Consider the following 22,529-nt stretch of genomic DNA (forward strand, 5'->3'; position numbering starts at 1 on the left):
TACGATTTCAGACCTCTTGGCGCGCCAAGAGGGTATCAAATGAGATGATTTGTGGCACAATAAACTTCATCCCGCGATATTCAGAGAAACTCAGGACGCGGGCAAACACTTCGGCCCGAAGAGAATCTTGATTTCGGCAAACAGCGACGTGTCACGTTTTACGCGGAATCGATCACCGAACGTCAGCACTTTCGCGTTGCCATCAGTGTCCATGATGGCCAGCTCGACCTCGCAGACGCCGGGGTGCTTGGTAAGTATCTGCCCAAGCTGCATGACATGCGGCCGGTTCAGGGCGGCCTGCGGCAAGGTGAGCACCAGCGGCCGTTCGTCTTCGGCCACAAGATTCGGCACGTTCATATCATTGGCCCGCAGACTCACCGTCTCATCACGCAGTTCGACCTGCCCGCGGATCTGGACCACTTCGTCGACGGCCATCGATTCGGCCGCGGAGGTATAGGCACGCCCGAAGAACATGCACTGGATGGAGCTTTCCATGTCTTCGACGGTGACGATAGCCCAAGGGTTGCCCTTCTTGGAGACACGTCGGTCGACGGAAGTGATGAGCCCGGCGATGGTGACCTGCTGGCGGTCGTCCATGTTCGCGGCGCTGTTGACCAGTTGGGCGATGGACATGTCGCGCAGACTGTTGAGCACCGAGGCCATGCCAGACAGCGGATGGTCGGAGACATAGAGGCCAAGCATTTCGCGCTCGAAGTTGAGCTTGGTCTTCTTGTCCCATTCGGGAATGTCGGGAACGCTGACCTGAGCGTCGCCCATCGCGGCACCGCCGGCCCCTCCGTCATCGCCATCAGAGCCCAAGTCACTGAAGAGGTCGAACTGCCCTTCGGCCTGCTTGCGTTTGAGGCTCACCACCGAGTCGATGGCGGATTCGTGAATCTGGAAGAGCGCACGACGGTTCGGGTCGATCGAGTCGAAGGCCCCGGCCTTGATCAGCGATTCCACCAAGCGCTTGTTGAGCGCGCTCAGCGGCACACGGCGGATGAAATCCATGAAATTGACGAACTTGCCGCGCTTACTTTCACGCTCGGCGATGATGTCCTGCACGGCTTTGTCGCCGACGTTGCGGATGGCACCGAGGCCGAAACGGATGATGTCACCGACAGGAGCGTATTCTAGCCGAGATTCGTTGACATCCGGCGGCAGCACCTTGATACCCATGCGCCGTGCCTCGCCCAAATAAAGGGCGGTCTTGTCCTTGTTGCTGCGTTCGTTCTGCAGCAGCGCGGCCATGAATTCCACCGGATAGTGGGTCTTCAAGTAGGCCGTCCAGTAGGAAATCAGGCCGTAGGCCGCGGAATGGGCCTTGTTGAACGCGTAGCCGGCGAAAGGCACGAAGATGTCCCAAACATCCTGCGCGGCCTTGCGCGAATAGCCATGCTGCTTCATGCCTTCGAAGAACGGCACCTGCTCTTTGGCCAGCACCTCGGGCTTCTTCTTGCCCATCGCGCGTCGCAGCACGTCCGCTCGGCCGAGCGAGTAACCGGCCAGTATTCGCGCGGCGGACTGCACCTGTTCCTGATAGACAATCAGGCCGTAGGTCTCGTCCAAGACCGGGGCGAGCGCCTCGGCCACCTCGTCGTTGATCGGGGTGATGGGCTGCAGGCCGTTCTTGCGCTTGGCATAGTTGTTGTGAGAGTCCACATCCATCGGGCCAGGACGATAAAGGGCGATAAGTGCCGAAATATCGTTGAAGTTATCGGGCTTGAGACTTTTGAGCAGAGCCCGCATCCCGTCGCCATCGAGCTGGAAGACGCCGAGTGTGTCACCTCGGGTCAACAGGTCGTAGGTCGCTCTGTCGTCCAGCGGGATCTTGGTATAGTCAATGGATTCTTTGCCGTTGAGCTCGATGTTCTTCAGGGTGTCACGGATGACCGTCAAGTTGGAGAGGCCGAGGAAGTCGTTCTTGACCAGCCCCAGCGTTTCGCAGGTATGGTATTCGAAGGTCGTGGTCACCGTGCCGTCGGTGCGTTCCAAAAGCGGCGAGGTATCGGTGATTGGCGTGGCCGACATGATGGTGGCGCAGGCATGCACACCGGTCTGGCGAATAAGGCCTTCAATGCCCTTAGCCTCGTCTGTAATACGTTTGGCATCGGGGTCAGAATCGTACAGTTCGCGGAATTCACGCGCCTCGGCGTATTTCTTGGAGGTCGGGTCAAACATCTCCTTCAAGCTCGCGTCCTTGCCGTTCTTGCTCGGCGGCAGCGCCTTGACGATACGGTCGCCCACGGAGAACTCGTAGCCCATGATGCGCGCGGAATCCTTGAGGGCCTGCTTGGTCTTGATGGTGCCGTAGATGACACACTGCGCTACTTTGTCGTGACCGTATTTGTCGGCCACATAGTCAAGCACCTTCTGCCGGCCTTCGGGGTCGAAATCGATATCGATATCAGGCAGAGAGACGCGTTCGGGGTTGAGGAATCGTTCGAAGATCAGGCCATGTTCCAGCGGGTCGAGTTCGGTGATGCCCATGGCGTAGGCCACCATGGAGCCTGCCGCAGAGCCGCGCCCGGGACCGACCATCACGCCATGGGTCTTGGCCCAGTTGATGTAGTCGGCAACCACGAGGAAGTAGCCGCAAAACTGCATCTGGCAGATCACGCCGCATTCGTAATCGGCCTGTTTGCGCACCTTGTCGGGCACGTTGCCTTCGTAACGCTTCTCGAGGCCCTGCTGCACGTCGTGAAGGAAGAGCGAAGTTTCGTCCCATCCGTCCGGGCAGTCGAAGAGCGGCATGAACGCGCCGTCCTCGTGGTCGTCGAACATCACGTTGCAGCGTTCGGCCACTTCCAGCGTGTTGTCGCACGCCTCAGGCAGGTCTTTAAAGAGTTCGCGCATTTCCTCGGCCGACTTGATGTAGTAGCCGGAACCGTCGAATTTGAAGCGGTTCGGGTCATCCAGATGCGAGCCGGAATTGATGCAGAGCATTGCGTCCTGCGAACCTCGGTCGGCTTCGTGGACATAGTGGGAATCGTTGGTGGCGATGATGGGGGCGCCAAGGTCTTTGGCAATCTTGAGCAGGTCTTTGGAGACGCGCTTTTCGATTTCCAGATTGTGGTCCATCAGTTCGATATAGAAATTATCCTTGCCGAAGATATCCTGCAGCTGGTGGGCTGCGCGCAACGCCTCTTGGTACTGCCCCAAGCGCAAACGGGTCTGGATGATGCCGGACGGGCAGCCCGAAGTACCGATAACGCCTTTGTGATACGTTTCGAGCACGTCGTAATCCATGCGCGGCCATTTGCCGACGCGGCCTTCCAGATTGGCCACGGATGAGGCCTTCATCAGGTTGACCAAGCCTTCGTCGTTTTCGGCCCAGAGGGTCATATGGGTGATAAAACCGCCACCGGAGACGTCGTCGCTACGCTGGGCTTCGGTCCCCCAGTGCACGCGGGTTTTGTCGGTGCGGGAGGTTTCAGGGGTTACATAGGCTTCGATACCGATAATCGGCTTGATACCGGCGCTGACGGCATTGCTCCACATCTCGTAGGCACCGTGCATATTGCCATGGTCTGTAATACCAACGGCCGGCATATCGAGTTCCTTGGCACGGTTAATCAAATCGGGAATCTTGGACGCACCGTCGAGCAGCGAGTAATGCGTATGGTTATGCAATTGAACAAAGTTTCCCGAATAAGCCATGCTCTCCACGATACCGAGCCGGTCAGACGCGAAAAGCCTTTAGCGAATCGTCGCTGCCTATCGATTATTTGCTATAAAACTTTATTCTTTTTCGCGTTTGTCTTCGCGCACGACGTCCAGCGCATGCTGCAAATCGGCGGGATAGCGAGATTCTACTACCGTGCGGACGTGGGTGCGGGGATGCTTGAACTCAAGGCGCATCGCGTGTAGCCATTGACGTGTCAGGCCCAAACGTTCGGCCAGTACAGGGTTGGCGCCGTACATCGAATCGCCTACCAGCGGATGGCCGATGGATGAGAAATGCACACGAATCTGGTGGGTGCGACCGGTCTCGAGGTTGACACTCACCAGCGTCGCCTCGTTGAAACGCTCCAACACGTCAAAATGCGTGATCGCCTTTTTGCCGAGCGGGGTAACAGTGAAACGGAAATCCGAGACTTTGGCCCGTCCGATAGGTGCCTCGATGGTCGCCTTGTCGTTGGTGAGATTGCCTTGTGCCAAGGCATGATAGATTTTGGTCACTTCGTGATGGGAAAATTGACGACGCATCTCGCGGTATGCCAAGTCGGATTTGCACACCAGCATCAGTCCGCTGGTGCCGACATCAAGCCTGCTGACAATGCCTTGCCTGCCGGGAGCCCCCAGAGATGTGATATGCACTCCCCTGGCCAGAAGGCTACCGAGCACCGTCGGCCCCGTCCAACCGGCAGAAGCGTGGGCTGCTACACCGACCGGCTTGTCAACCACAACGATATCCTCGTCCTCGTAGACGACGGCCATGTCTTGAGCCAGCGGTTCGGGTTCGGGGTCGTGCTCGACAATATCGAATTCGACGGTATCCCCGCTACAAAGCGTACCTGATTTTGATATCTTATGCTGAAGAACGCTTACTTCCCCTGCTTCGATGAGTTCGACGGCCTTGGAACGCGAGACACCAAGCATCTTGGCGACGGCGACATCAAACCGTTTGCCAATCAACGCATCGGGAGCAGGCACCAAGCGACTCATCGGCCGTCTGCTTCCTTGTTTTCGGCAGTTTTCTTCGATTCTTTTTTAAGATCTTTCGCGCTGAATGGGACGTTTGCAAGCAGCAAGATGACAATAAGCACTGCGGCGATGCCAAGTTCGATATCGGCGACATTGCCGACCGACCAGCCATAGTTGAGGAAATCCACCACTTTTCCGTTAAGGAACCCTTGGGCAAAAATAACACGATCGATGAGATTGCCAAAAGCCCCTGCAAACGCCAAGGTGAGCACAGCTGTCCACCAGAGCGAAACCGTGGTCAGCGCTAGATACACAAGCGCCACACAAGCAACCAAAGCCAGACAGGAAATGAGCCAGGTCACTGACGATCCCATCCCAAGAGACGCCCCAGGATTATGTACCAATGTCAAACCGAGAAGCTTGGGAATGACGATAATGGTCTTACCGTCACTGAGAGCGGCTTGCGCCCATAGCTTCGTAAGACGGTCGAGCAGCAGCGCCACCACCGTGACGATAACGAAAACGGCCACACGATTGCGCGGCCGTTTAGGGGATACATTCTTCATATCGATGGCCGAATCAGTCCTTGGATTCTTCCATCTTATTGTACGTATTCGTATCGCTGACCTGGGAGACAAGCTGGCCCAGGAACTCAGTCAGGCGAGTTCGATATTCGGTCTCGAACTGCTTGAGGCTCTGAATATTGGCCTCGATGACCTTGGACTGAGATGCGAGGTTGTCGCGCACCTGCTGAGCATAAGTCTCTGCGGCGGAACGGGTCTTCTGGTCGTACTCGGCGGCACGACGCTGAACTTCGGACTCGTAGGTATCGGCCGAAGAATGCTTCTGCGTGGAGTAATCGTCGGCGGCGGTGCGGGTCTTCTGCGCGTACGTATCGGCTTCGGAGCGCGTCTGCTTGGAATAATCCTCAGCCTTGCTGCGGGTCTGCTTGGCATACTCGTCGGATTCGTTGCGCGTGCGGGTGGAGTAATCGTTGGCCTTGTTGACCAGCTCCTGGTACTTGGTCTGGCTGGCCTCGGTGATTTCCTTGGCCTTGGCCTTGCCCTTGTCCACATACTGGTCATGAAGCTGCATGGCGAGCGTCAGCATGGCGGTCGCACGTTCCGGCTCACTGGAAGCTCCAGCGGCGGCTCCTGCAATCTTCTGCAGGCTGCCGGTCTCGGTATTCGGCTCAATCTTGGAGACCTGAGCGCGCAGCTGGTTTTCACGCTGCTTCGATTCCTCAAGTTGACGCGAAAGATCCTGTAGCTGTCTGGCCTGCTGACTTGCGGAAGAAAGCTGCTTCTTGGCCTGTTCGAGCTCACGAGAGAGCTTCTCATTGCCACTGCGGAACTCGTCACGCTCGTGCTGGACCGCGACAAGCTGGTTGTCGATGTCCTTCTTGCCTTGAGCTTGGGCGGCCTGGGCTGTGAGCTGATCAATCTGCGCATTCAAGCGGTCGACCTGATCCTTAAGCTGCTTGTTCTGCTCGGCCAGTGCCCTGTTGCTTTCCTCTGCCTCGGCGAGCTTGGAGGCATCCACACTTGCGGTCGCGGAATGATTGGCGGCGCTCTGCTGCTGGCTTGCGGCCGTCTTCAAAGTCTGGTTTTCACGGCTCAGGGTCTGAACCTGGGTGGTCAGATCGGAAATCTTGGAATTGAGCTTGCTGACGTCCGGTCCAAGCGACTGGGTCGACTGGCCGTTGCCATTCGCCATCGCCTGCTTACCGAGAGCTTCAACGGTCTCGGTGACCTGATCGAGGAAGTCATCGACCTCTTCGACATCGTACCCTTCTTTAAAACGTACGGTTTGGAAGGCATGTTCCCTGATATCTTTCGGCGTTAACAGTGCCATAAACTTTTACACCTCACTTTGGGCATAATGCCTCTGATTTTTGACTCTTGGATAAATCTTACACTATGCAGTATACCCTGACGCCGGAAATGGCTTCAGATGATGAAATCCACCACTGCCAGGATGAACCACAAGACCATAGGCGTGACGTCCAATCCCCCGTTGCCCATACGAATAATGGGAATGAACCTGCGCAACCAACGCAGCGGCGGCTCGGTGAGCACGTAGAAGACATTGATAATCGAACCGATCACGCGTCCCGGACGCCAGCGGGGAATCAGCACAAGCACCCAATCGATGAGCACACGGATAAAAAGCACCGTGGAATAGATGCCGATAAGCCACTTGATCAGGTAAAGGATGGTGAAGAGCATAAAACCTCAGAACAGACCGTCTTCTGACTCGTCAGAGGACTGATCCACCTTGATATTGACTTGGGCAGGACTTAAGAGGAAGACTCGGGGTGTGACGCGTTCGAGCGAACCGCGGACACCAAAGACCACACCGGCCGAAAAATCGACGATGCGGTAGGCGACGGCCTCGGAGACGCCGGTAAGGTTCAAAACCACCGGAATGCCGTCACGAATGGCGCGTCCGACCTTTTGGGCTTCGTCATAAGTCTTGGGGTGAATCGTGGTGATGCGGTTGATACGGCCAGCCGGGAAAGGCTTGGCGGCGCGCGAAGACGAAGGAGCCTCCTGGCTTTGGGAGGCAGGAGCCGCGTGCTGAGTGATCGGCGTCACGGTGCTGTCGGAATCGAAGTCGGAAGGCGCCGCATCCTCATCCTGCATCTCGTCATCATCACCGACTACATCAGCCATACCGAGATACGACATCGCCTTTTTCATATATCCAGCCATTACAATCCTTTCGTCTTCTCTTTAGCGCAGGAAATCGGGGATATCGAGGTCGCCGGGATCGTCGGGCGAAGACGATTCACCCGGGTCGTCGTAGGGCTCGGGTTCGGGAGTATGCGATACGGTCGGAGTATCCAGATCCGGCACATGACGCACCAGAGGAGTCTGAGAATCGGCCTCATAGGTCTGGTTCGACGAATCACTCGCGCTGTGGGATGCCGGCTTTGAGACTTCGCCGAGATTTTCGGCATCCTTCTTGCTTTCGGCATCGAAGCCCGCCGCGATGACGGTGACACGAACCTCGTCGCCATAGGCATCGTCCAGAGCCAGGCCCCAGATGATCTGAGCCTCGGGATGGATGGCCTTGCGCACGAGTTCGGTGGCGTCGCTGGCCTCCTGCAGCTTCAGGTCGGTCGGGCCGGCGATATTGATGAGCGCACCGTGGGCGCCTTCGATGCTTTCTTCGAGCAGAGGCGAGCTGATGGCGATTTCGGCGGCCTGGGTGGCGCGATCCTCGCCGCGTGCAGAACCGATGCCGAAGAGGGCCGTGCCCGCACCGCGCAGAATGGCGGTGACATCGGAGAAGTCGACGTGGATGTAGGAGTTCATCGTGATGAGGTCGGTGATGCCCTGCACGCCGGCCAGCAGCGCGGTGTCCGCAGTCTTGAAGGCGTCGACAATGCCGATGGTCTTGTCGGAAAGTTCGAGGAGACGGTCGTTGGGAATGACGATGAGCGCATCGACTTCCTTGCGCAGGTTTTCGATACCGAGCTTGGCAGAGGCCGCACGCTGCGGGCCTTCAAAGGCGAACGGACGGGTGACGACCGCGATGGTCAAAGCACCCTGCTGATGCGCCGCACGCGCGACGATAGGGCTTGCACCAGTGCCGGTGCCGCCGCCCTCACCGCAGGTGACGAAGACCATATCGGCGCCCTTAAGCGCCTCTTCGATATCCGACTGGTGATCCTGAGCGGCCTTGGCTCCCTTTTCCGGATCTGCCCCGGCTCCAAGCCCACGACTGGAGTGATCACTCAGGGAAATCTTGACATCCGCGTCGCTGCGGAGCAGATCTTTCGCGTCGGTATTGATAGCTACAAATTCAACGTTCTGCAAGCCTTCGGCAATCATTCGATTGACGGCGTTACCACCAGCACCACCGACACCAACCACCTTGATGCTCGTTTTATCGTTGAAATTGTCATTCTGGGCAATCTCGCTCACCATAGTCTCCTGTCACTTCACGGTTATGCCTATTACTCTATCGCAGAACACGCCTAAATTAAGACTATTTCGCGGGGTGTACCACGTATTTTTTTGAATTTTTTAATTATTTGTTCCAAATCATCAATACAGACACACAACTGACGTGGTGGAGTGGGGATATACAATGTCCGACACGCTCCGGGCCGCTCAGGCCAAGTCTTTACGGTCTGACATCGCATATCCCCACCCCACCACTCAACCACACTAATTTTTATCAACACAAATCAGTAGCTGGCATCCATCGGGTCATCACCGAAAAGCTGCTCGCGTTCTTCGTGGGTAGTGGTACACGAATCGAACCAGCCGTAAGGAACGTGGACCTTTTTCGCGTAGCGAACACGGCCACGAGGCTTATCGGTTATCCGTTCTGGATAAGTGACAGTCGGATCAAGCCTGTCCATCACTTTTCTGACGTCGTCCAAAGTTTCGGACTCCATGAACTCGCGACGGATATTGCCGCCGACGGGAAAACCTTTGAGGTACCACGCGATGTGTTTGCGCAAATCATGCACGGCCATCGTCTCGTCGCCGTCATAGAAACGAAGCAAGAGCTCACCGTGGGCCAGAATGATCTGACAAACGCCACCCAAAGTAGGGCTGAAACGCTCGTCGGAACCAGCGAAGGCATGCTTGATATCGGAGAATATCCAAGGCCTTCCCTGACATCCGCGGCCGATGGCGACACCGGCGCAACCGGTCTCACGCACCATTTCCAACGCATCCTCGGCACCCCAGATGTCACCGTTGCCAAAGACCGGAATATCCACGGCCTCGACCAGTTCGGCGATACGGCTCCAGTCGGAATGGCCGCCATAGTATTCAGCGGTGGTGCGCGCGTGAAGCGTCACTGCGACGCAGCCCTCATCTTCCGCGATACGTGCGGCATCGAGGAACGTCGTATGGTCGGCGTCGATACCTACGCGGATTTTCGCGGTGACAGGAATGTTGGCATCACTGCACACTTCGACCACACGGTGGATGAGCTCGCGGAACAGGTCGGTCTTCCACGGCAGCGCGGAACCGCCGCCACGACGCGTGACCTTGGGAACAGGGCAGCCGAAGTTGAGGTCAACGTGGTCGGCCAGATTGCCATGAACCACCATTTGCGCGGCTTGTGCAGTGATATTGGGATCGACACCGTAGAGCTGGAGCGAGCGGGGCTGCTCGGTGGGTGCGAAGCGGCACAGCCTGAACGCTTTGGGGTTTCGGGCGACCAGCGCACGCGCGGTGATCATTTCGGCGACATACAGGCCATCGGGGCCATACGCACGGCAAAGCGTCCGGAACGGCCAGTTGGTGACGCCCGCCATCGGAGAAAGCACCACCGGCGTCTCGACGTGGATGGGTCCTAGGTCGACCGGTGCGATCTTCGGCAACGGCTTGCCATCGGCCGGCGCCTCATATTCGCCGGCTGCGGCACTGGTCGCTTCCGGATCGAGCCCGGGCAGCGCCTTGAGCGCCTCGTCCCAGCCCTCATCAAAGTGCTGTCGGGCCTCCGAATAATCCACTTTCTTCAGCCATTCCACAAAGTTCTTCACGTATCCCCTATTTTATTTGTTTATTTATTCAATCTTCGTCAACGATATTCCAACTGACGCGTTGGAGAGCGGGATATACAATGTTCGGGACGCTCCTTGGCCGCTCGGCCGTGTCTTACGCCCGACCATCGCATATCCCGCTCTCCAACACTCAACCAAAGACTCTTTTAAATGTCAAAGTATTCCACCATCAACTGCTAAAGATATTCGTACAAGAGCCAGAATGTGTTGAGTGCTTGGGGCTGGGATATGCGATGTCAGACCGTAAAGACTTGGCCTGAGCGGCCCGGAGCGTGTCGGACATTGTATATCCCAGCCCCAAGCACGTCAGTCCAAGTCTTGACAGTGTTTTTACCTTATTCTTTTGAACGACTCAGTACAACCCGCCTGCTTCGGCGACCTTGACCGGGGCGGACTCGTCGATGCCCGACTCCTTGGCGAAATCGACGCCTCCGTCGGCAGCGGTGGTGCCGACGATTGAAGCCGGGCCTTCGGGGTAGCGCACGCGCTTCTCGCCGATGCGGTCGGCGACGTACTGGGCCACGTTGTCGAGGTCGACGCGTTCCTGTTTCATGGAGTCGCGCTCACGAATGGTGACGGCGTGGTCGTCAGCGGTGTCGAAGTCGACGGTGATGCACAGCGGGGTGCCGATCTCGTCTTGGCGGCGGTAGCGGCGGCCGATGGCGCCGGCCTCGTCGTAGTCGATCATCCAGTCGTGCTGGCGAAGTTCGGCGGCCAGATCGTGGGCGATCCCCTGCAGCGGGGCCTTCTTGCTCAACGGGAAGACGGCGGCCTTGACCGGGGAAAGGCGCGGGTCGAGACGCAGTACGGTGCGGCGGTCGACGCCGCCCTTGGTGTTCGGCGCCTCGTCGACGGCGTAGGCGTCCACGAGGAAGGCCATCAGCGAACGGGTCAGGCCTGCGGCCGGCTCGATGACGTAGGGGATGTACTTCTTGCCGCTGGCCTGATCGAAGAAGGTCAGATCCTCGCCGGAATGCTCCTGATGTGCCGAGAGGTCGAAGTCGGTGCGGTTGGCCACGCCTTCGAGCTCACCCCAGTCGGAGCCCTTGAATCCGAACTTGTATTCGATGTCGACGGTGCGCTTGGAATAGTGCGCGAGCTTCTCTTTGGGATGCTCGTAATGGCGCAGGTTCTCCGGGTTGATGCCAAGGTCGGTATACCAGCGGGTGCGGGTGTCAATCCAATACTGGTGCCATTCCTCGTCGGTGCCGGGCTCCACGAAGAACTCCATCTCCATCTGCTCGAACTCACGGGTGCGGAAGATGAAGTTGCCGGGGGTGATCTCGTTGCGGAAAGACTTGCCCATGTTGGCAATGCCGAACGGCGGCTTCGAACGCGAAGAGGTCATCACGTTCTTGAAGTCCACAAAGATGCCCTGGGCAGTCTCGGGGCGCAGATAATGCAACGAGTTCTCGTCGTCCACCGGGCCGAGATGCGTACGCAGCATCATGTTGAAATCACGCGGTTCCGTCCACTGGCCGCGGGTGCCACACTCGGGGCAGACGATGGACTTCAAACCATCTTCAGGCATCTTGTCGCCGTGCTTCTCGGCGTAGGACTCCTGCAGCTTGTCGGCTCGTTGGCGCTTGTGGCAGTTAAGGCATTCGATCAGCGGGTCGTTGAATACCTTGACATGGCCGGAGGCCTCCCAAACGGCGGAAGGAAGAATAATTGAGGTGTCAACGCCGACCACATCGCCACGGGTGACGACCATCGAGCGCCACCATTCGCGCTTGATATTGTCTTTCAGCGCGACGCCGAGCGGGCCATAATCCCATGCGGAACGTGTGCCGCCGTAGATCTCCCCCGCAGGGAACACAAAACCACGACGCTTGGCCAGCGATACGACTTCATCAAGTTTGGATTGAGCCACGACACACCTTCCGCTTTCGGCTTTAATCAGCCATTTCATGACAATTACTCGTGTGCCACTTTACCGACATAGCCTGACACACGGCGCAAACGCAACGACAGGCAATGCCAAGCCTTGCGAGTAGCATACAGGTAGCGATTTCAAGGAGCATAAATGAGCGAGAATATCGACCGCAACGCCGTCAAACAGACTGTCCCCACTGACCCGAAAACCGGCAAACCCTATATCAATACCGTCGCAGCCGTGGCCATCGCGCCCAGCGGCACAGGTTCGGAACTGAGCGAATACGTCGCGCAATCCGTCAACGTCATTCGCGAATCTGGTCTGCCCAACGAGACCAACGCGATGTTCACCAACATCGAAGGCGATCTTGACGACGTACTCAAAACCGTGCGGGACGCCACCATGGTGTTGGCAGCCCAAGGATATCGCACTGGCGTCACACTTAAACTCGACATACGTCCCGGTTTTTCCGGACAAATCAAAGAGAAACAGCAACTTGTTGACGACATTCTAAGTCAAACGAAATAAACCGCCAATTTCCAATGAAATGAGCATGGGTTTCAAATAGTAGTCATTGAGTTTTACTTAGTCCGTAAATAGGTATAGATTAAAAATCATGATGACTATGAAAGACGTCGCGGAGAAGGCCGGAGTCTCAATCTCCACTGTCTCCTTGGTACTCAACAACAGAGATGCCGGACGTGTAAAAACTCAGATAGCCGCAAGGGTGCGAGAAATCGCCGATGAGCTTGGTTATAAACCGAATCCGATGGCGCGCAGCCTGCGTACCAGCAAAACCGGAATCTTGGGATTCGTCGCCGACGAAATCTACGACATCCCTTACACCGCGCAAACCCTGCAGGGCGCACAGGATGCCGCAAGCCACTACGGCTACATCATCCTCTTCGTCGATACCGACGGATCTGCCAGCCAGACAGACCAGATTTCGGTGCTGCAACGGTACGGTATGGACGGATTCCTCTATTCCAAGCCTTCCAGCCAGGTCACCGAAGTCCCTGAGGACCTCGTCCACTCCCCGCTGGTTCTGATTTCCACCAATACTGTCGACAATCGCTTCCCCATCGTCGAACCCGACGAATTCGCCATTGGTTACGACGCCACGAAGAAGCTGATTGGTTCCGGAGCGAAAAAAATCGCCTATATCGGCAATGCCGCACCGACCATCGCACAAGCTACAAGACTTGAAGGCTATCGCAAGGCGCTCAAGGAAGCCAAAATGCCCTTCGACAAGAATCTGGTCGTCAACGTCTCGAAGAACGACGACGCCCTCGGCAAGGTCTCATCGCTTTTCGACGCAGTACACCCCGACGGGTTCTTCTGCTACGACGACGCACGCGCCTGGTACATCTACGAATGCGCAGCGCGCCGCGGACTGAACGTCGGCAAGGACCTTTCAGTTATCGGCGTGGGCAACGACAGCAATATCGCCGACACCTTCACCCCCAAGCTGACCAGCGTCGCCATGCCGTATTACGAAATGGGTTACTGGGCAGTCTGCAAGCTCGTCTCGCTGATTGAAAAGCGCTCCTTGGGCGATGACCCATTCCCGAAGAACCTCATCGATCTGCCACCCATCAATTCCGCGATTCCGGCCTGTATTCATTGCCAGATCATTGACAACCAATCGGTTGTCGGCAAAGAATAGCGGAAGGTTGGCGTTGCTTTACACTTGATTGAGAGTAAGGCAGACAGTCCGATAACCCGCAGCTAACCGATAAAAAAATCAAATAACGGCTTTTCCATAATATTTCGGAAGAGCCGTTATTTGATTTTGGTGCTGTTATTACTCGACGTTCGTTAAACGCATTACGTTTTCGTTTTAGAAATCTGTCACTTCGCTTTGGTCTTGACACCACCGAAACGACGATCGCGGTGAACGTAATGGTCAATGGAACGCCAAAGCGCCTCGCGTCCGTAATCCGGGAACAGTTCGGGAGCGAAATCGAGTTCAGCGTAAGCCGCTTCCCACGGCAGGAAGTTAGAGGTGCGCTGCTCGCCGGAAGTGCGGATCACCAAGTCGCAATCGGGAATATCAGGATTATAAAGATGCTCGGCAATCATTGATTCGGTGACACGGTCACCGCTGATTTTGCCATCCCGAACTGCCTTCGCGATGGCTGCCGCAGCGTCCGCTATCTCGGAACGACCGCCGTAATTGATGCAGAAGACGACATCGATGGTGGAATTGTGCTTGGTCCGTTCCATGGCGACCTCAAGCTCGTCGATCACCGACTTCCAGAGCCTCGGGCGGCGGCCCGACCAGCGCACACGCACGCCCCACTCGTCCATCTGCGCCACCCGGCGGTGGATGATGTCGCGGGAGAAGCCCATGAGAAAACGCACTTCCTGCGGGCTGCGTTTCCAGTTTTCGGTGGAAAAAGTATAGAGGCTCAAGTAACGCACACCGGCCTCGATGGCACCGGCGATGGTGTCGAAGACGACCGGTTCGGCCGCCTGGTGACCGTGGGTGCGGGTCAAGCCGCGCTGCTGGGCCCAGCGTCCGTTGCCGTCCATGATGACGCCGACGTGACGGGGAACCTTGTTCTTCGGGAACGCAGGGATTATCGAGGGATCCGAGAAGGGGGCCGACGGAACGTCAAGCGAGGTATAGTCCACATGTTCAAAAGCCATACTTACGAATCTAGCAACTTCAACGAGCGGATGGGGCGTTCGAGGTAATATTCACCCCATTCTTCAACAAATCGCCGAATTTCGGCCTTCAAAGGCGCATAATCAAGTACTTTCCAGTCCCCTTCGACAAGCGCCTCCATTTGTTCTCTCCCGTCAAGGTCGATGCGCTTGGAATCCGGGGTGTGGTCGACGGAGCACAGGATGCCGCCGGAAGCCACAGAAAAGTATTCGAGGTCATCACGCCTGCCGCACACCGTGCACGAGGCAAGTCGTGGGGTCCAACCAGCCTGTGCCAGCGCGCGCATCACATAGGAATCACTGATGGCTTCGGCCGGATGCTGCGCCTTTGCGAGCGCAGCCAATGCCGAAATCAGCAACATATATTGACGTTGGGCCGGCTCGTGCTCCGTGGAAACCAGTTTGTCGGTCGTCTCGGCGATGACGTTGGCGGCGGTGTAGGCATCGTAGTCCACACAAATGCGCGCGGCGTAGGAGGAAATGGAAGCGGCTTGCGAGATGACATCGAGCGAACGGCCTTCGGCGATGAGCAGATCGTCGCGCATGAACGGCTCCAGCCTGCCGCCAAAGCGAGATTTGGTGCGCCGCACGCCCTTGGCGACCGCACGTACTTTGCCGTGGGTTTTGGTCAGCAGTGTGATGATACGGTCGGCCTCGCCGAGTTTGACGGTCTTCAGAACCACACCTTCATCACGATACAGCGCCATTCACATCACCCCCCGATTGCAACAACAGGTACATACTACAAGCAACACACGTCGCCATATATCAACCGGCAGTGTCACCGACAAATCCGAACATCGCAAAGGGACACAGGCCAACTTGCCAGCATCGTAAACACAACTAACCCTGCGATTACGACCGATATAACAAATCAATTACCCCGATTGGCAATATGACTGTTAGTATGAAAACCAGATCAAATATAGACAAAACACGCAATGCTGCATATCGTTTTTTGACGATATCTTTGCTGTTGAAAACGACGACATGCTAAACACTGAGGTTTGATAGATGCGGAAAAGAGCGAATTGGGACAAGGAACAATCGATACTTTCCATGCGAGACGAACATAACCTCCTACAAGAGGACTGGGATCGCAGACAATTGCAACTAGGCATTCCCCCTGATGAAGATGTGTTGGAAATGCATGAAATCGTATTTCTGGAACGCTTCATCGAACTGGGAAACCACTGTATTTGGATAGCGAAACAGACCAAAAATCATCAACCTACGAACGACTTTCATTGGAACGAAACCAAGTTAGACATGGAATTAAAATCAATGTCCAGCCTCAAGTACCGAAGCATCTCCCTAAGAATAAGCGACGCCGCGGCAAAAGCAGCCCGGCAAGGATTTATCAAAGAAAATTTCATCGTCGATCTAGGGAATAGCTCACTTCCCGGGAAATTACACCAACAACTTACCCGCTACAATAAAGTTCACGACATTAAAATAAAAAATCTGTTCATATTTGATAAAAATGGGATTGACAGAATCAATCTCAGTTAAGAAACTACCAAGTATTAAAACAAAAGTATTGCCGGAAGCACTCCCCCGACTTATGTTCCAGTCCTATGGCTGGTCGCGTGGGACCTCCGGTAAGATTTATATTACCACATATAAGGCAGAGGAGCAATCGGCTCGAAGGCCAAATGCGGGCCAGCCTCCGAATTGGAAGTTGGTTCACATTTGGCTACCTATGCTTTATCGGCTGGCGGGCATGAAGCATGTCAGCCGTACTAGCTTACCGTTTTTCACGCTTGCGTAGCACGAGCGTGATACCCGCGAAAGCCGCCAGCACAGACGCCAGCACGGCAGGGGCCACGACCCCGGCGCCGGTGGCCGACAGACCGCCCCTGAGCTTCAGGCCGTTCAACGCATTGCGCAACGCGGCCGTGGCCTGGTCGATGTCGGCCTTTGACGCATGCGGGTCGCGCGCCACGGCCCTGGCACGGTCTAGAGCGTTCTGGAAGGCCTCCCACGAGTCGGGGGTGTAGTCCGACTGCCTGTGGTTGCCCGCCTGGGCCACGGCCTGATCGATCAGCCCGTCCAGCCCGCCGGAACCGTTGGAACCGTTCGAGCCATTCGAGTTGGAACCGTTAGCACCGGAACCGTTCGAGCCATTTGAACCGTTAGAGCCAGAATCGACCGGCTTCAGGGAGTTCAATGCGTCCTGCAGGGAGGCTGCCGCCTGATCAACATCCGACTTCGAGGCATCCGGGTCCTTGGAAACGTCCTTCGCATGGTCGAGCGCGTCCTGCAACGGCTTGAACGACTCCGGTGTGTAGTCCGACTTGTCCTTGCCTTTCGCCTTGTCGATCAACGCGTTGAGCGCGGACTTGTCCACCTTCCAGCTGGCCTTGAGGCTCACGTCGCCGGTCACCGCCGAATCGAAGTCGTAAGCCCTGCCGTTGGCGTCCTTCCAGCCATTCAGCACGTACCCGTCGCGCGACACACTGCCCGCCGCGGGAGCGGTGGCCTTCGCGCCGTCGTCCACGACCTGCGCCACGGGCTGGCCCGTGCCGCCGTTCGCGTCGAACGTGACGTTCCACGTTTTGACATAGTGCGCATACAGAGTGAAATCGCCGGTCGGCGCCACGGAGAAGTCGTATGTTCCCGCGCCACGCAGGCGAATCCGGCTGGCCTGCGAAGGCGCGACAGTGTACCAGCCGTCGAACCGGTAGCCCGTCTTCACCGGATCCGTCACAGGCCGGATGAGCAGGCCTCCATCGTCGACCCACGAAACGGTGTCGGCCTCGCCGTTACCAAGATTGAGCGTGATCTTGTGCCGCGCATCCCCCCACCTCGCCTTCAACGACACATCGGCCGTCAAAGGCTTCGAGAAGTCATAGGCCGTGTCCGCACCATCTACGAACCAGCCAAGGAACTTCGACAGATCACCGTGCGAATCCGTCGCCGACGTAGTCGGGTCAGTCACCGACACCGCCGAGGAACCCTCGTCACGCGTCTGCGACGGCACGACACTGCCGCCAAGCCCAGTATCGAACGACACCGTCCACGTCTTCACCCACCGCGCATGCGCCGTCACATCACCATGCAACACCTGGCCGAAACTGAACGTGGTACCGCCATCAGCGGCCGTGAACCAACCCACGAACCGATAACCGGTCTTCGACGGGTCCGCCACCACGTCCGGGCTCTGCCCGTCAACCTTCAACTGACTGTCCACTGCCGAACCGCCATGCGAGTCGAACGACACCTTGCGATGCAGATCATCCCAACGCGCCGTCAACGTCACATCCGCACTCACCGGAGTCGAGGCGAACACGTATGCGGTCTCGGAACCCGGCTCGTACCAGCCCAGGAACCGCGCCGGCTCGCCATGCGAATCCCGCTTCGTGGGATCCGCAGGCTTCAAGACAGGCCGACCCGCATCCACAGTCTTAGCGTCAACCGCACTGCCGCCATTCGCGTCGAACGTCACCGTATACCGCCGCACCCACCGGGCGTGGGCCGTCACGTCGCGATGCAGCGCCTGCCCGAAGTCGAACTCGGTACCGCCATCCTCGGCCGTGAACCAGCCGAGGAAGCGATAGTTCGCACGGGTCGGAGTGGCGGGCGCCGCACCCGGCGTGGCACCGTCGTTGACCAGACGGTGCGCGACGTTCGAACCGCCGTGGGAGTCGAATTTGACTTCACGATGCGCATCGTCCCACTTGGCCTTCAACGCAACATCGCCGGTCACCGCCGTCGAGAAGTCATAGGCGGTTTCCGAACCATCGGCGAACCAACCAAGGAAACGGGAGGATTCACCGTGGCGATCGGTCGGAGGAGTGGACGGCGCGCCCGTATCGGTGGCGGTGCCGCCGCTGTTAATCTCCTGCTTGGCGACATCGTCACCGCCGTTCGCGTCGAACGTCACGTCCCATGTGCCGGTCCAGTGGGCATACGCCGTCACGTCGCCATGCAGCGTCTGGCCGAAGTCGAACGGCGAGCCGCCCGTGGGCGCGTCGAACCAGCCGAGGAAACGGTGCCTGGCCCACTCGGGATCCGCAGGTGCCGCGCCCGGCGTGCCGCCGTCGTCCTTCAGGCGATGCCCAACGCTCGGGCCGCCCTGGGTGTCGAACCTGACCTCACGGTGCAGGTCGTCCCAGTGCGCCGTCAACGTCACATCGGCGCCCACCGAAGTGGCGGAGAAGTCGTACGGCGTGGCCGAGCCGCTCTCGAACCAGCCGAGGAAGCGGGAGGATTCACCGTGCGCATCCGTCGGCGCCGTGGCGGGCGCGCCCGGATCGGTGGCGGTGCCGCCGGCGTCGATCGTCTGCCCGTCCACATCGCTGCCGCCGGCCGGGGCGAAGGTCACCTTGTAGGTCTTGACCCAGTGGGCGTAGACCGTGGCGTTTCCGGTGATCTCGGTCGTCGAGAAATCGAACTTCGTCGAACCGGTCGCGTCGGTGTACCAGTCATCGAACCGGTAGCCCTCGCGCGTGGGGTTCTTGCTGGCCGCGGGACGGGTCACCTTGCCATGGTCGGCGACCCTCACCGCGTCCGGTGCGCCCTGGCCCTGGTTGGGGTCGAAGGTCACCGTGTGGTTGGCATCGGCCCACTTCGCCTTGAGGTTCAGATCACCGGTCACCACGTCGTTAAAGTCGTACTTGGTGGTGCCGTTGTACCAGCCGCGGAACACCGAGGGATTGCCGTCGCCATCGGCCGGAGCCGGGTTCGGCGCGCCTGGGTCGCCGACCTTCTGGCCATCGTCCAGCGTCACCGTCGGGTTGGCCACTGCGCCACCACCGTTCGCATCGAACACGACCTGCCACGTCTTGACCCACTTGGCATAGATAGTCGTATCGGCGGTAATCGCCATATCATCGAAATTGAACTTAGTGGCATACGTATTGTCGGTGTACCAACCACCGAACCGATAACCAGTCGGAGGAGCCGGGTTGGTGGAAGGCTTGGCAGCATGGCCGCCATCAGCCACCTGTTGGTCCACGGTCGACGCATTGCCAGTGCCAGCCATGGCACCCGACCCCAGATCGAAACTGACCTTGTACAGCCTTGTCCACTTCGCATAAATCGTCTTGTCCTCGTTGATGGCGATTCCGCCGAAATCAAACTTCGTACCGTAATTGTCATCGGTATACCAGCCGTCGAACCGATAGCCGGTCTTACTAGGGTCAATGGTCGGCGCAATGGCATGACCACCATCCGCGACGTTCTGATCAACCGGGGCATCGGTCACCGCGCCCGGCCCCACATCGAAGCGGACCGTGTTCGACATCTTCACCTCGACAGGATCGGAACCGTTGCTCCGGCCCTCGACGCCGTTCGCACCGGCGGCATCCGTGGCCTTGACCTTGGCCTTCCCGCTCATCGGCACACTGGCAGGAACCGGCACACTGAACTTGCCATCAGCGCCGGAAGCCGACGTCGAGGTCGTCTCATCCGGCCAAGTGACATCGACCGTATCGCCGGACTCCACCGTCCTGCCCGTCTGAGCAGTTTTATCGCCACTTGACCATACGGTTCCCGTCAGCGTCCTCGCCGAGGAATCGACCTTGAGGTCCTCGAACCCGGGAGCAACCGCATCGATCGTGGCGGTATACGCGTCGGACGGATCCGCGTTCTCTCCGGTGATCGTAGCGGTATACGTCACGTCGCCGCCCCTGCCGACCAAGTCCTTAGGCAAGGGAACCACAGCCTCCCACGAACTTCCGGTCGTAACCGCGACCGCCGGACTGGACTGTCCATCCCCATCCGAAACGGTAACCTTGTCGCCTGTCCGCAACGTGCCCAGCGAACTTCCCGACACATGCACCCCATCCGATTTCACCGTGTGCCCGGTGATAGTCGGCTGCGGCTTATCAGTCCAACGAGCATACAAGGTGACATTGCCCAGATCATAGGGAATCACGGGAACATTGCCGTTCCCGTCCTTCAACAGGTAATCGGTACCCTGCATGTTCGCCTGGGTGTTCCAGCCCTTGAGCCGGTAACCAGGGCGCGTAGCCGCCGTGCACACCGGAGCGAAGGGGACCGCGTTCCCGTCGCCACATGGCGTAACGCTGCTACCGGCCCCGTTGCCGTTATAATGGGCAGTGGTCAGATACAACCATTCGCCCTTGCCGTCAGGACCGGCAGGGCCCGGGTTGATTCCATGCCAGCCTTTGAATACGGCGGACTGGTCCACCGTCTCATACCTAGGAGTAGTCGCAAGACAGGCATCGTCAAATTCATGACCATTACCAGCGCAATCATAGCTGAATACACCCTTTGAGCCATAAACAGAATAATATACTTCAGAATTACTCGAATAATCCGTAACGATGTGCGCACCTTGTCCCAGCTTCACACGTTTCAGATTCATGCCTGCGAACATGCTATAATAGTTTCTTAAAATCGCCTGGCCTCCTGGTCCTTCGTCACTTCCCAACCACACCCAGCTCAGCCCGTTCATGTCGAAGCCGCTGATGTCCAAGGACTGCAACGCCGAACAATTCTGGAACATGCCCGTCATGTTTTTGACGGCGGACGTCTTCCAGTTCGACAGGTCGAGATTGCGGCCGTTAGGGGCAGCCTGAGGGCTGGTGTCAACGTCGCCGACCAGCACGGTGTCGCCCTGGAACATGTACTGCATGTCGGTGACTTTGGAGGTGTCCCACTTGTCCATCCCAGTGATCGAGGTCAGATGGGACTGGATGTGGAACATGTAGCCCATGTTCGTGGAGCCGGACGTATCGAGGTTGTCGACGTCCGCGGTCTTCAGGTTAGGCAGGAAGTAGCCGTCGAAGATGCCCCAGCCGTTCGTCAGCTTTACCGGGTTAGCGTCATTCTTGTCGACGACCAGCTTGGTGACCTCGGTGCTCTTATACTGTTGGTTGATCGGGTTGGAGGCCTGGTCGCCGATGGAGTGCGTGTCCGGAATTGTGCCGCCTTCCAACTCAAGCACGCAGTCCTGCTGGTCGTCGCTCAGGTGGATGCTCCAGTGCAGCGCGCCCCAGACCTGATTCGTCTTCGCCGTGCACGGCACCGCGTCCTGCGCGCCGACGGACGGTTTCGCCTGCGTAATCGAGCCATTGCGATTATCGGAAACCGGGCTCGACGCGGACTTGGCGGTCAAGCCAGACGAACCATTGGCGGCCTGTCCCTTTACATTAGAGGCGGAAGTGCCGGGACCAGGATTGGAAACAGTTGAAGATGCGGGCCCGGTGGTTTGGGTTTGCTGTGAAGTGCTGGAGGAATCTGTGGGTGACGAAGGTGAGGAAACACCAGCTTCATTGCTGGACGGCGTACCTGCCGAGGGTGCACTATTGCTGTCTTCGGCAACGTTTGCCGACTGCGACTGTGTTGTTTGAGTAGCCGCAGTATCATCGTTCGGTGAAACGGCATTCGCTGCGGGAGGAGCAAGACCCAGAAGCATCACCGGGGCTAAAACGGCACCAATCAGACTCTTCACCAACGACATGACCCAATTCTCCTACTGCTTTAAGGCGCACTCTCACCAACTCGAAAACTACCTGGAACAACATGCATCAACACAAGCAGGCTCGCCACATCACGAACACACGCACCCGCCGGATGCACTACATCACAATACAATAATAATTATACAAATATGACCGACATAACAAACAACCCATAATCCAAATGTCGGAAAACCGCCCGCTCCCAGGCAAACAGCATCACCAACCAACCGTTGCGGGCACGGCATCCACGCCTCTCAACACCATCACCAGTCAATTTACAAATCGGGCGATTACAAGAATGCAGGCCGGTTCCAGGGATGAAAACCGGCCCGCATCGGTCATCGCCTACCACGCATGGCGGAGGTGACGA

At 57.6% G+C, this 22,529-nt stretch carries 15 protein-coding genes; 3 read left to right on the top strand and 12 right to left on the bottom strand.

What is annotated here, in order from left to right; genetic code table 11:
• Positions 1 to 90: 90 nt before the first annotated feature.
• From dnaE to OZX70_RS06685, 9 genes are all read right to left on the bottom strand, one after another.
• Positions 91 to 3,660 (bottom strand): DNA polymerase III subunit alpha, encoded by a 3,570-nt coding sequence (gene dnaE / locus OZX70_RS06645; RefSeq protein ID WP_277180103.1) that lies wholly within the window; start codon positions 3,658 to 3,660, stop codon positions 91 to 93.
• A gap of 81 nt (positions 3,661 to 3,741) precedes the next feature.
• The gene (locus tag OZX70_RS06650; protein WP_277180105.1) at positions 3,742 to 4,668 is read right to left on the bottom strand and encodes an RluA family pseudouridine synthase; all 927 of its coding nucleotides are present in this window, start codon (positions 4,666 to 4,668) and stop codon (positions 3,742 to 3,744) included.
• Positions 4,665 to 5,213, bottom strand: a complete 549-nt coding sequence (locus OZX70_RS06655; RefSeq protein WP_277180107.1) for a signal peptidase II — start codon at positions 5,211 to 5,213, stop codon at positions 4,665 to 4,667. The genes OZX70_RS06650 and OZX70_RS06655 overlap by 4 nt, the downstream gene beginning before the upstream one ends.
• A gap of 13 nt (positions 5,214 to 5,226) precedes the next feature.
• Complete coding sequence (locus OZX70_RS06660) at positions 5,227 to 6,501, bottom strand: DivIVA domain-containing protein (protein ID WP_277180109.1); 1,275 nt, start codon at positions 6,499 to 6,501, stop codon at positions 5,227 to 5,229.
• Between the two features lie 95 nt (positions 6,502 to 6,596).
• Positions 6,597 to 6,875: a YggT family protein gene (locus tag OZX70_RS06665; protein WP_277180110.1), complete on the bottom strand. Its 279-nt coding sequence runs from the start codon at positions 6,873 to 6,875 to the stop codon at positions 6,597 to 6,599.
• A gap of 6 nt (positions 6,876 to 6,881) precedes the next feature.
• Positions 6,882 to 7,361, bottom strand: coding sequence for a cell division protein SepF (locus OZX70_RS06670; RefSeq protein WP_277180112.1), 480 nt, complete (start codon positions 7,359 to 7,361; stop codon positions 6,882 to 6,884).
• Between the two features lie 21 nt (positions 7,362 to 7,382).
• Entirely contained in the window at positions 7,383 to 8,582 is a 1,200-nt protein-coding gene (ftsZ, locus tag OZX70_RS06675) for a cell division protein FtsZ (RefSeq protein ID WP_277180114.1), read from the bottom strand.
• 263 nt (positions 8,583 to 8,845) lie between these two features.
• Positions 8,846 to 10,069 (bottom strand): tRNA dihydrouridine synthase DusB, encoded by a 1,224-nt coding sequence (dusB, locus tag OZX70_RS06680; protein WP_277182147.1) that lies wholly within the window; start codon positions 10,067 to 10,069, stop codon positions 8,846 to 8,848.
• Positions 10,070 to 10,532: 463 nt separating this feature from the next.
• Complete coding sequence (locus tag OZX70_RS06685; RefSeq protein ID WP_277180116.1) at positions 10,533 to 12,053, bottom strand: glycine--tRNA ligase; 1,521 nt, start codon at positions 12,051 to 12,053, stop codon at positions 10,533 to 10,535.
• Between the two features lie 153 nt (positions 12,054 to 12,206).
• Here OZX70_RS06685 and OZX70_RS06690 point away from each other — a divergent pair, with 153 nt between their 5' ends.
• Together OZX70_RS06690 and OZX70_RS06695 are read left to right on the top strand one after the other, a co-directional pair.
• On the top strand, positions 12,207 to 12,584 hold the full coding sequence (locus OZX70_RS06690) for a thiamine-binding protein (protein ID WP_277180117.1): 378 nt from the start codon (positions 12,207 to 12,209) through the stop codon (positions 12,582 to 12,584).
• A gap of 88 nt (positions 12,585 to 12,672) precedes the next feature.
• Positions 12,673 to 13,722: a LacI family DNA-binding transcriptional regulator gene (locus OZX70_RS06695; RefSeq protein WP_277180119.1), complete on the top strand. Its 1,050-nt coding sequence runs from the start codon at positions 12,673 to 12,675 to the stop codon at positions 13,720 to 13,722.
• Positions 13,723 to 13,907: 185 nt separating this feature from the next.
• On the opposite strand, the gene OZX70_RS06700 is transcribed toward OZX70_RS06695, so the two are convergent.
• The gene (locus OZX70_RS06700; RefSeq protein ID WP_277180121.1) at positions 13,908 to 14,708 is read right to left on the bottom strand and encodes an isoprenyl transferase; all 801 of its coding nucleotides are present in this window, start codon (positions 14,706 to 14,708) and stop codon (positions 13,908 to 13,910) included.
• 2 nt (positions 14,709 to 14,710) lie between these two features.
• A complete protein-coding gene (recO, locus tag OZX70_RS06705) occupies positions 14,711 to 15,433 on the bottom strand; it encodes a DNA repair protein RecO (RefSeq protein ID WP_277180123.1) in 723 nt (240 codons plus the stop codon).
• A 307-nt stretch (positions 15,434 to 15,740) separates the two neighbouring features.
• On the opposite strand from recO, the gene OZX70_RS06710 reads away from it, so the two are divergent.
• Positions 15,741 to 16,238 carry a hypothetical protein gene (locus OZX70_RS06710; protein WP_277180125.1) on the top strand — a complete coding sequence of 166 codons (498 nt, stop codon included), beginning with the start codon at positions 15,741 to 15,743 and terminating at the stop codon, positions 16,236 to 16,238.
• Positions 16,239 to 16,473: 235 nt separating this feature from the next.
• On the opposite strand, the gene OZX70_RS06715 is transcribed toward OZX70_RS06710, so the two are convergent.
• Complete coding sequence (locus OZX70_RS06715; RefSeq protein ID WP_277180127.1) at positions 16,474 to 22,158, bottom strand: InlB B-repeat-containing protein; 5,685 nt, start codon at positions 22,156 to 22,158, stop codon at positions 16,474 to 16,476.
• Positions 22,159 to 22,529: the final 371 nt, after the last annotated feature.

Origin of the sequence: Bifidobacterium sp. ESL0732, assembly GCF_029395535.1 — a bacterium.
Classification (GTDB): Bacteria; Actinomycetota; Actinomycetes; order Actinomycetales; family Bifidobacteriaceae; genus Bifidobacterium.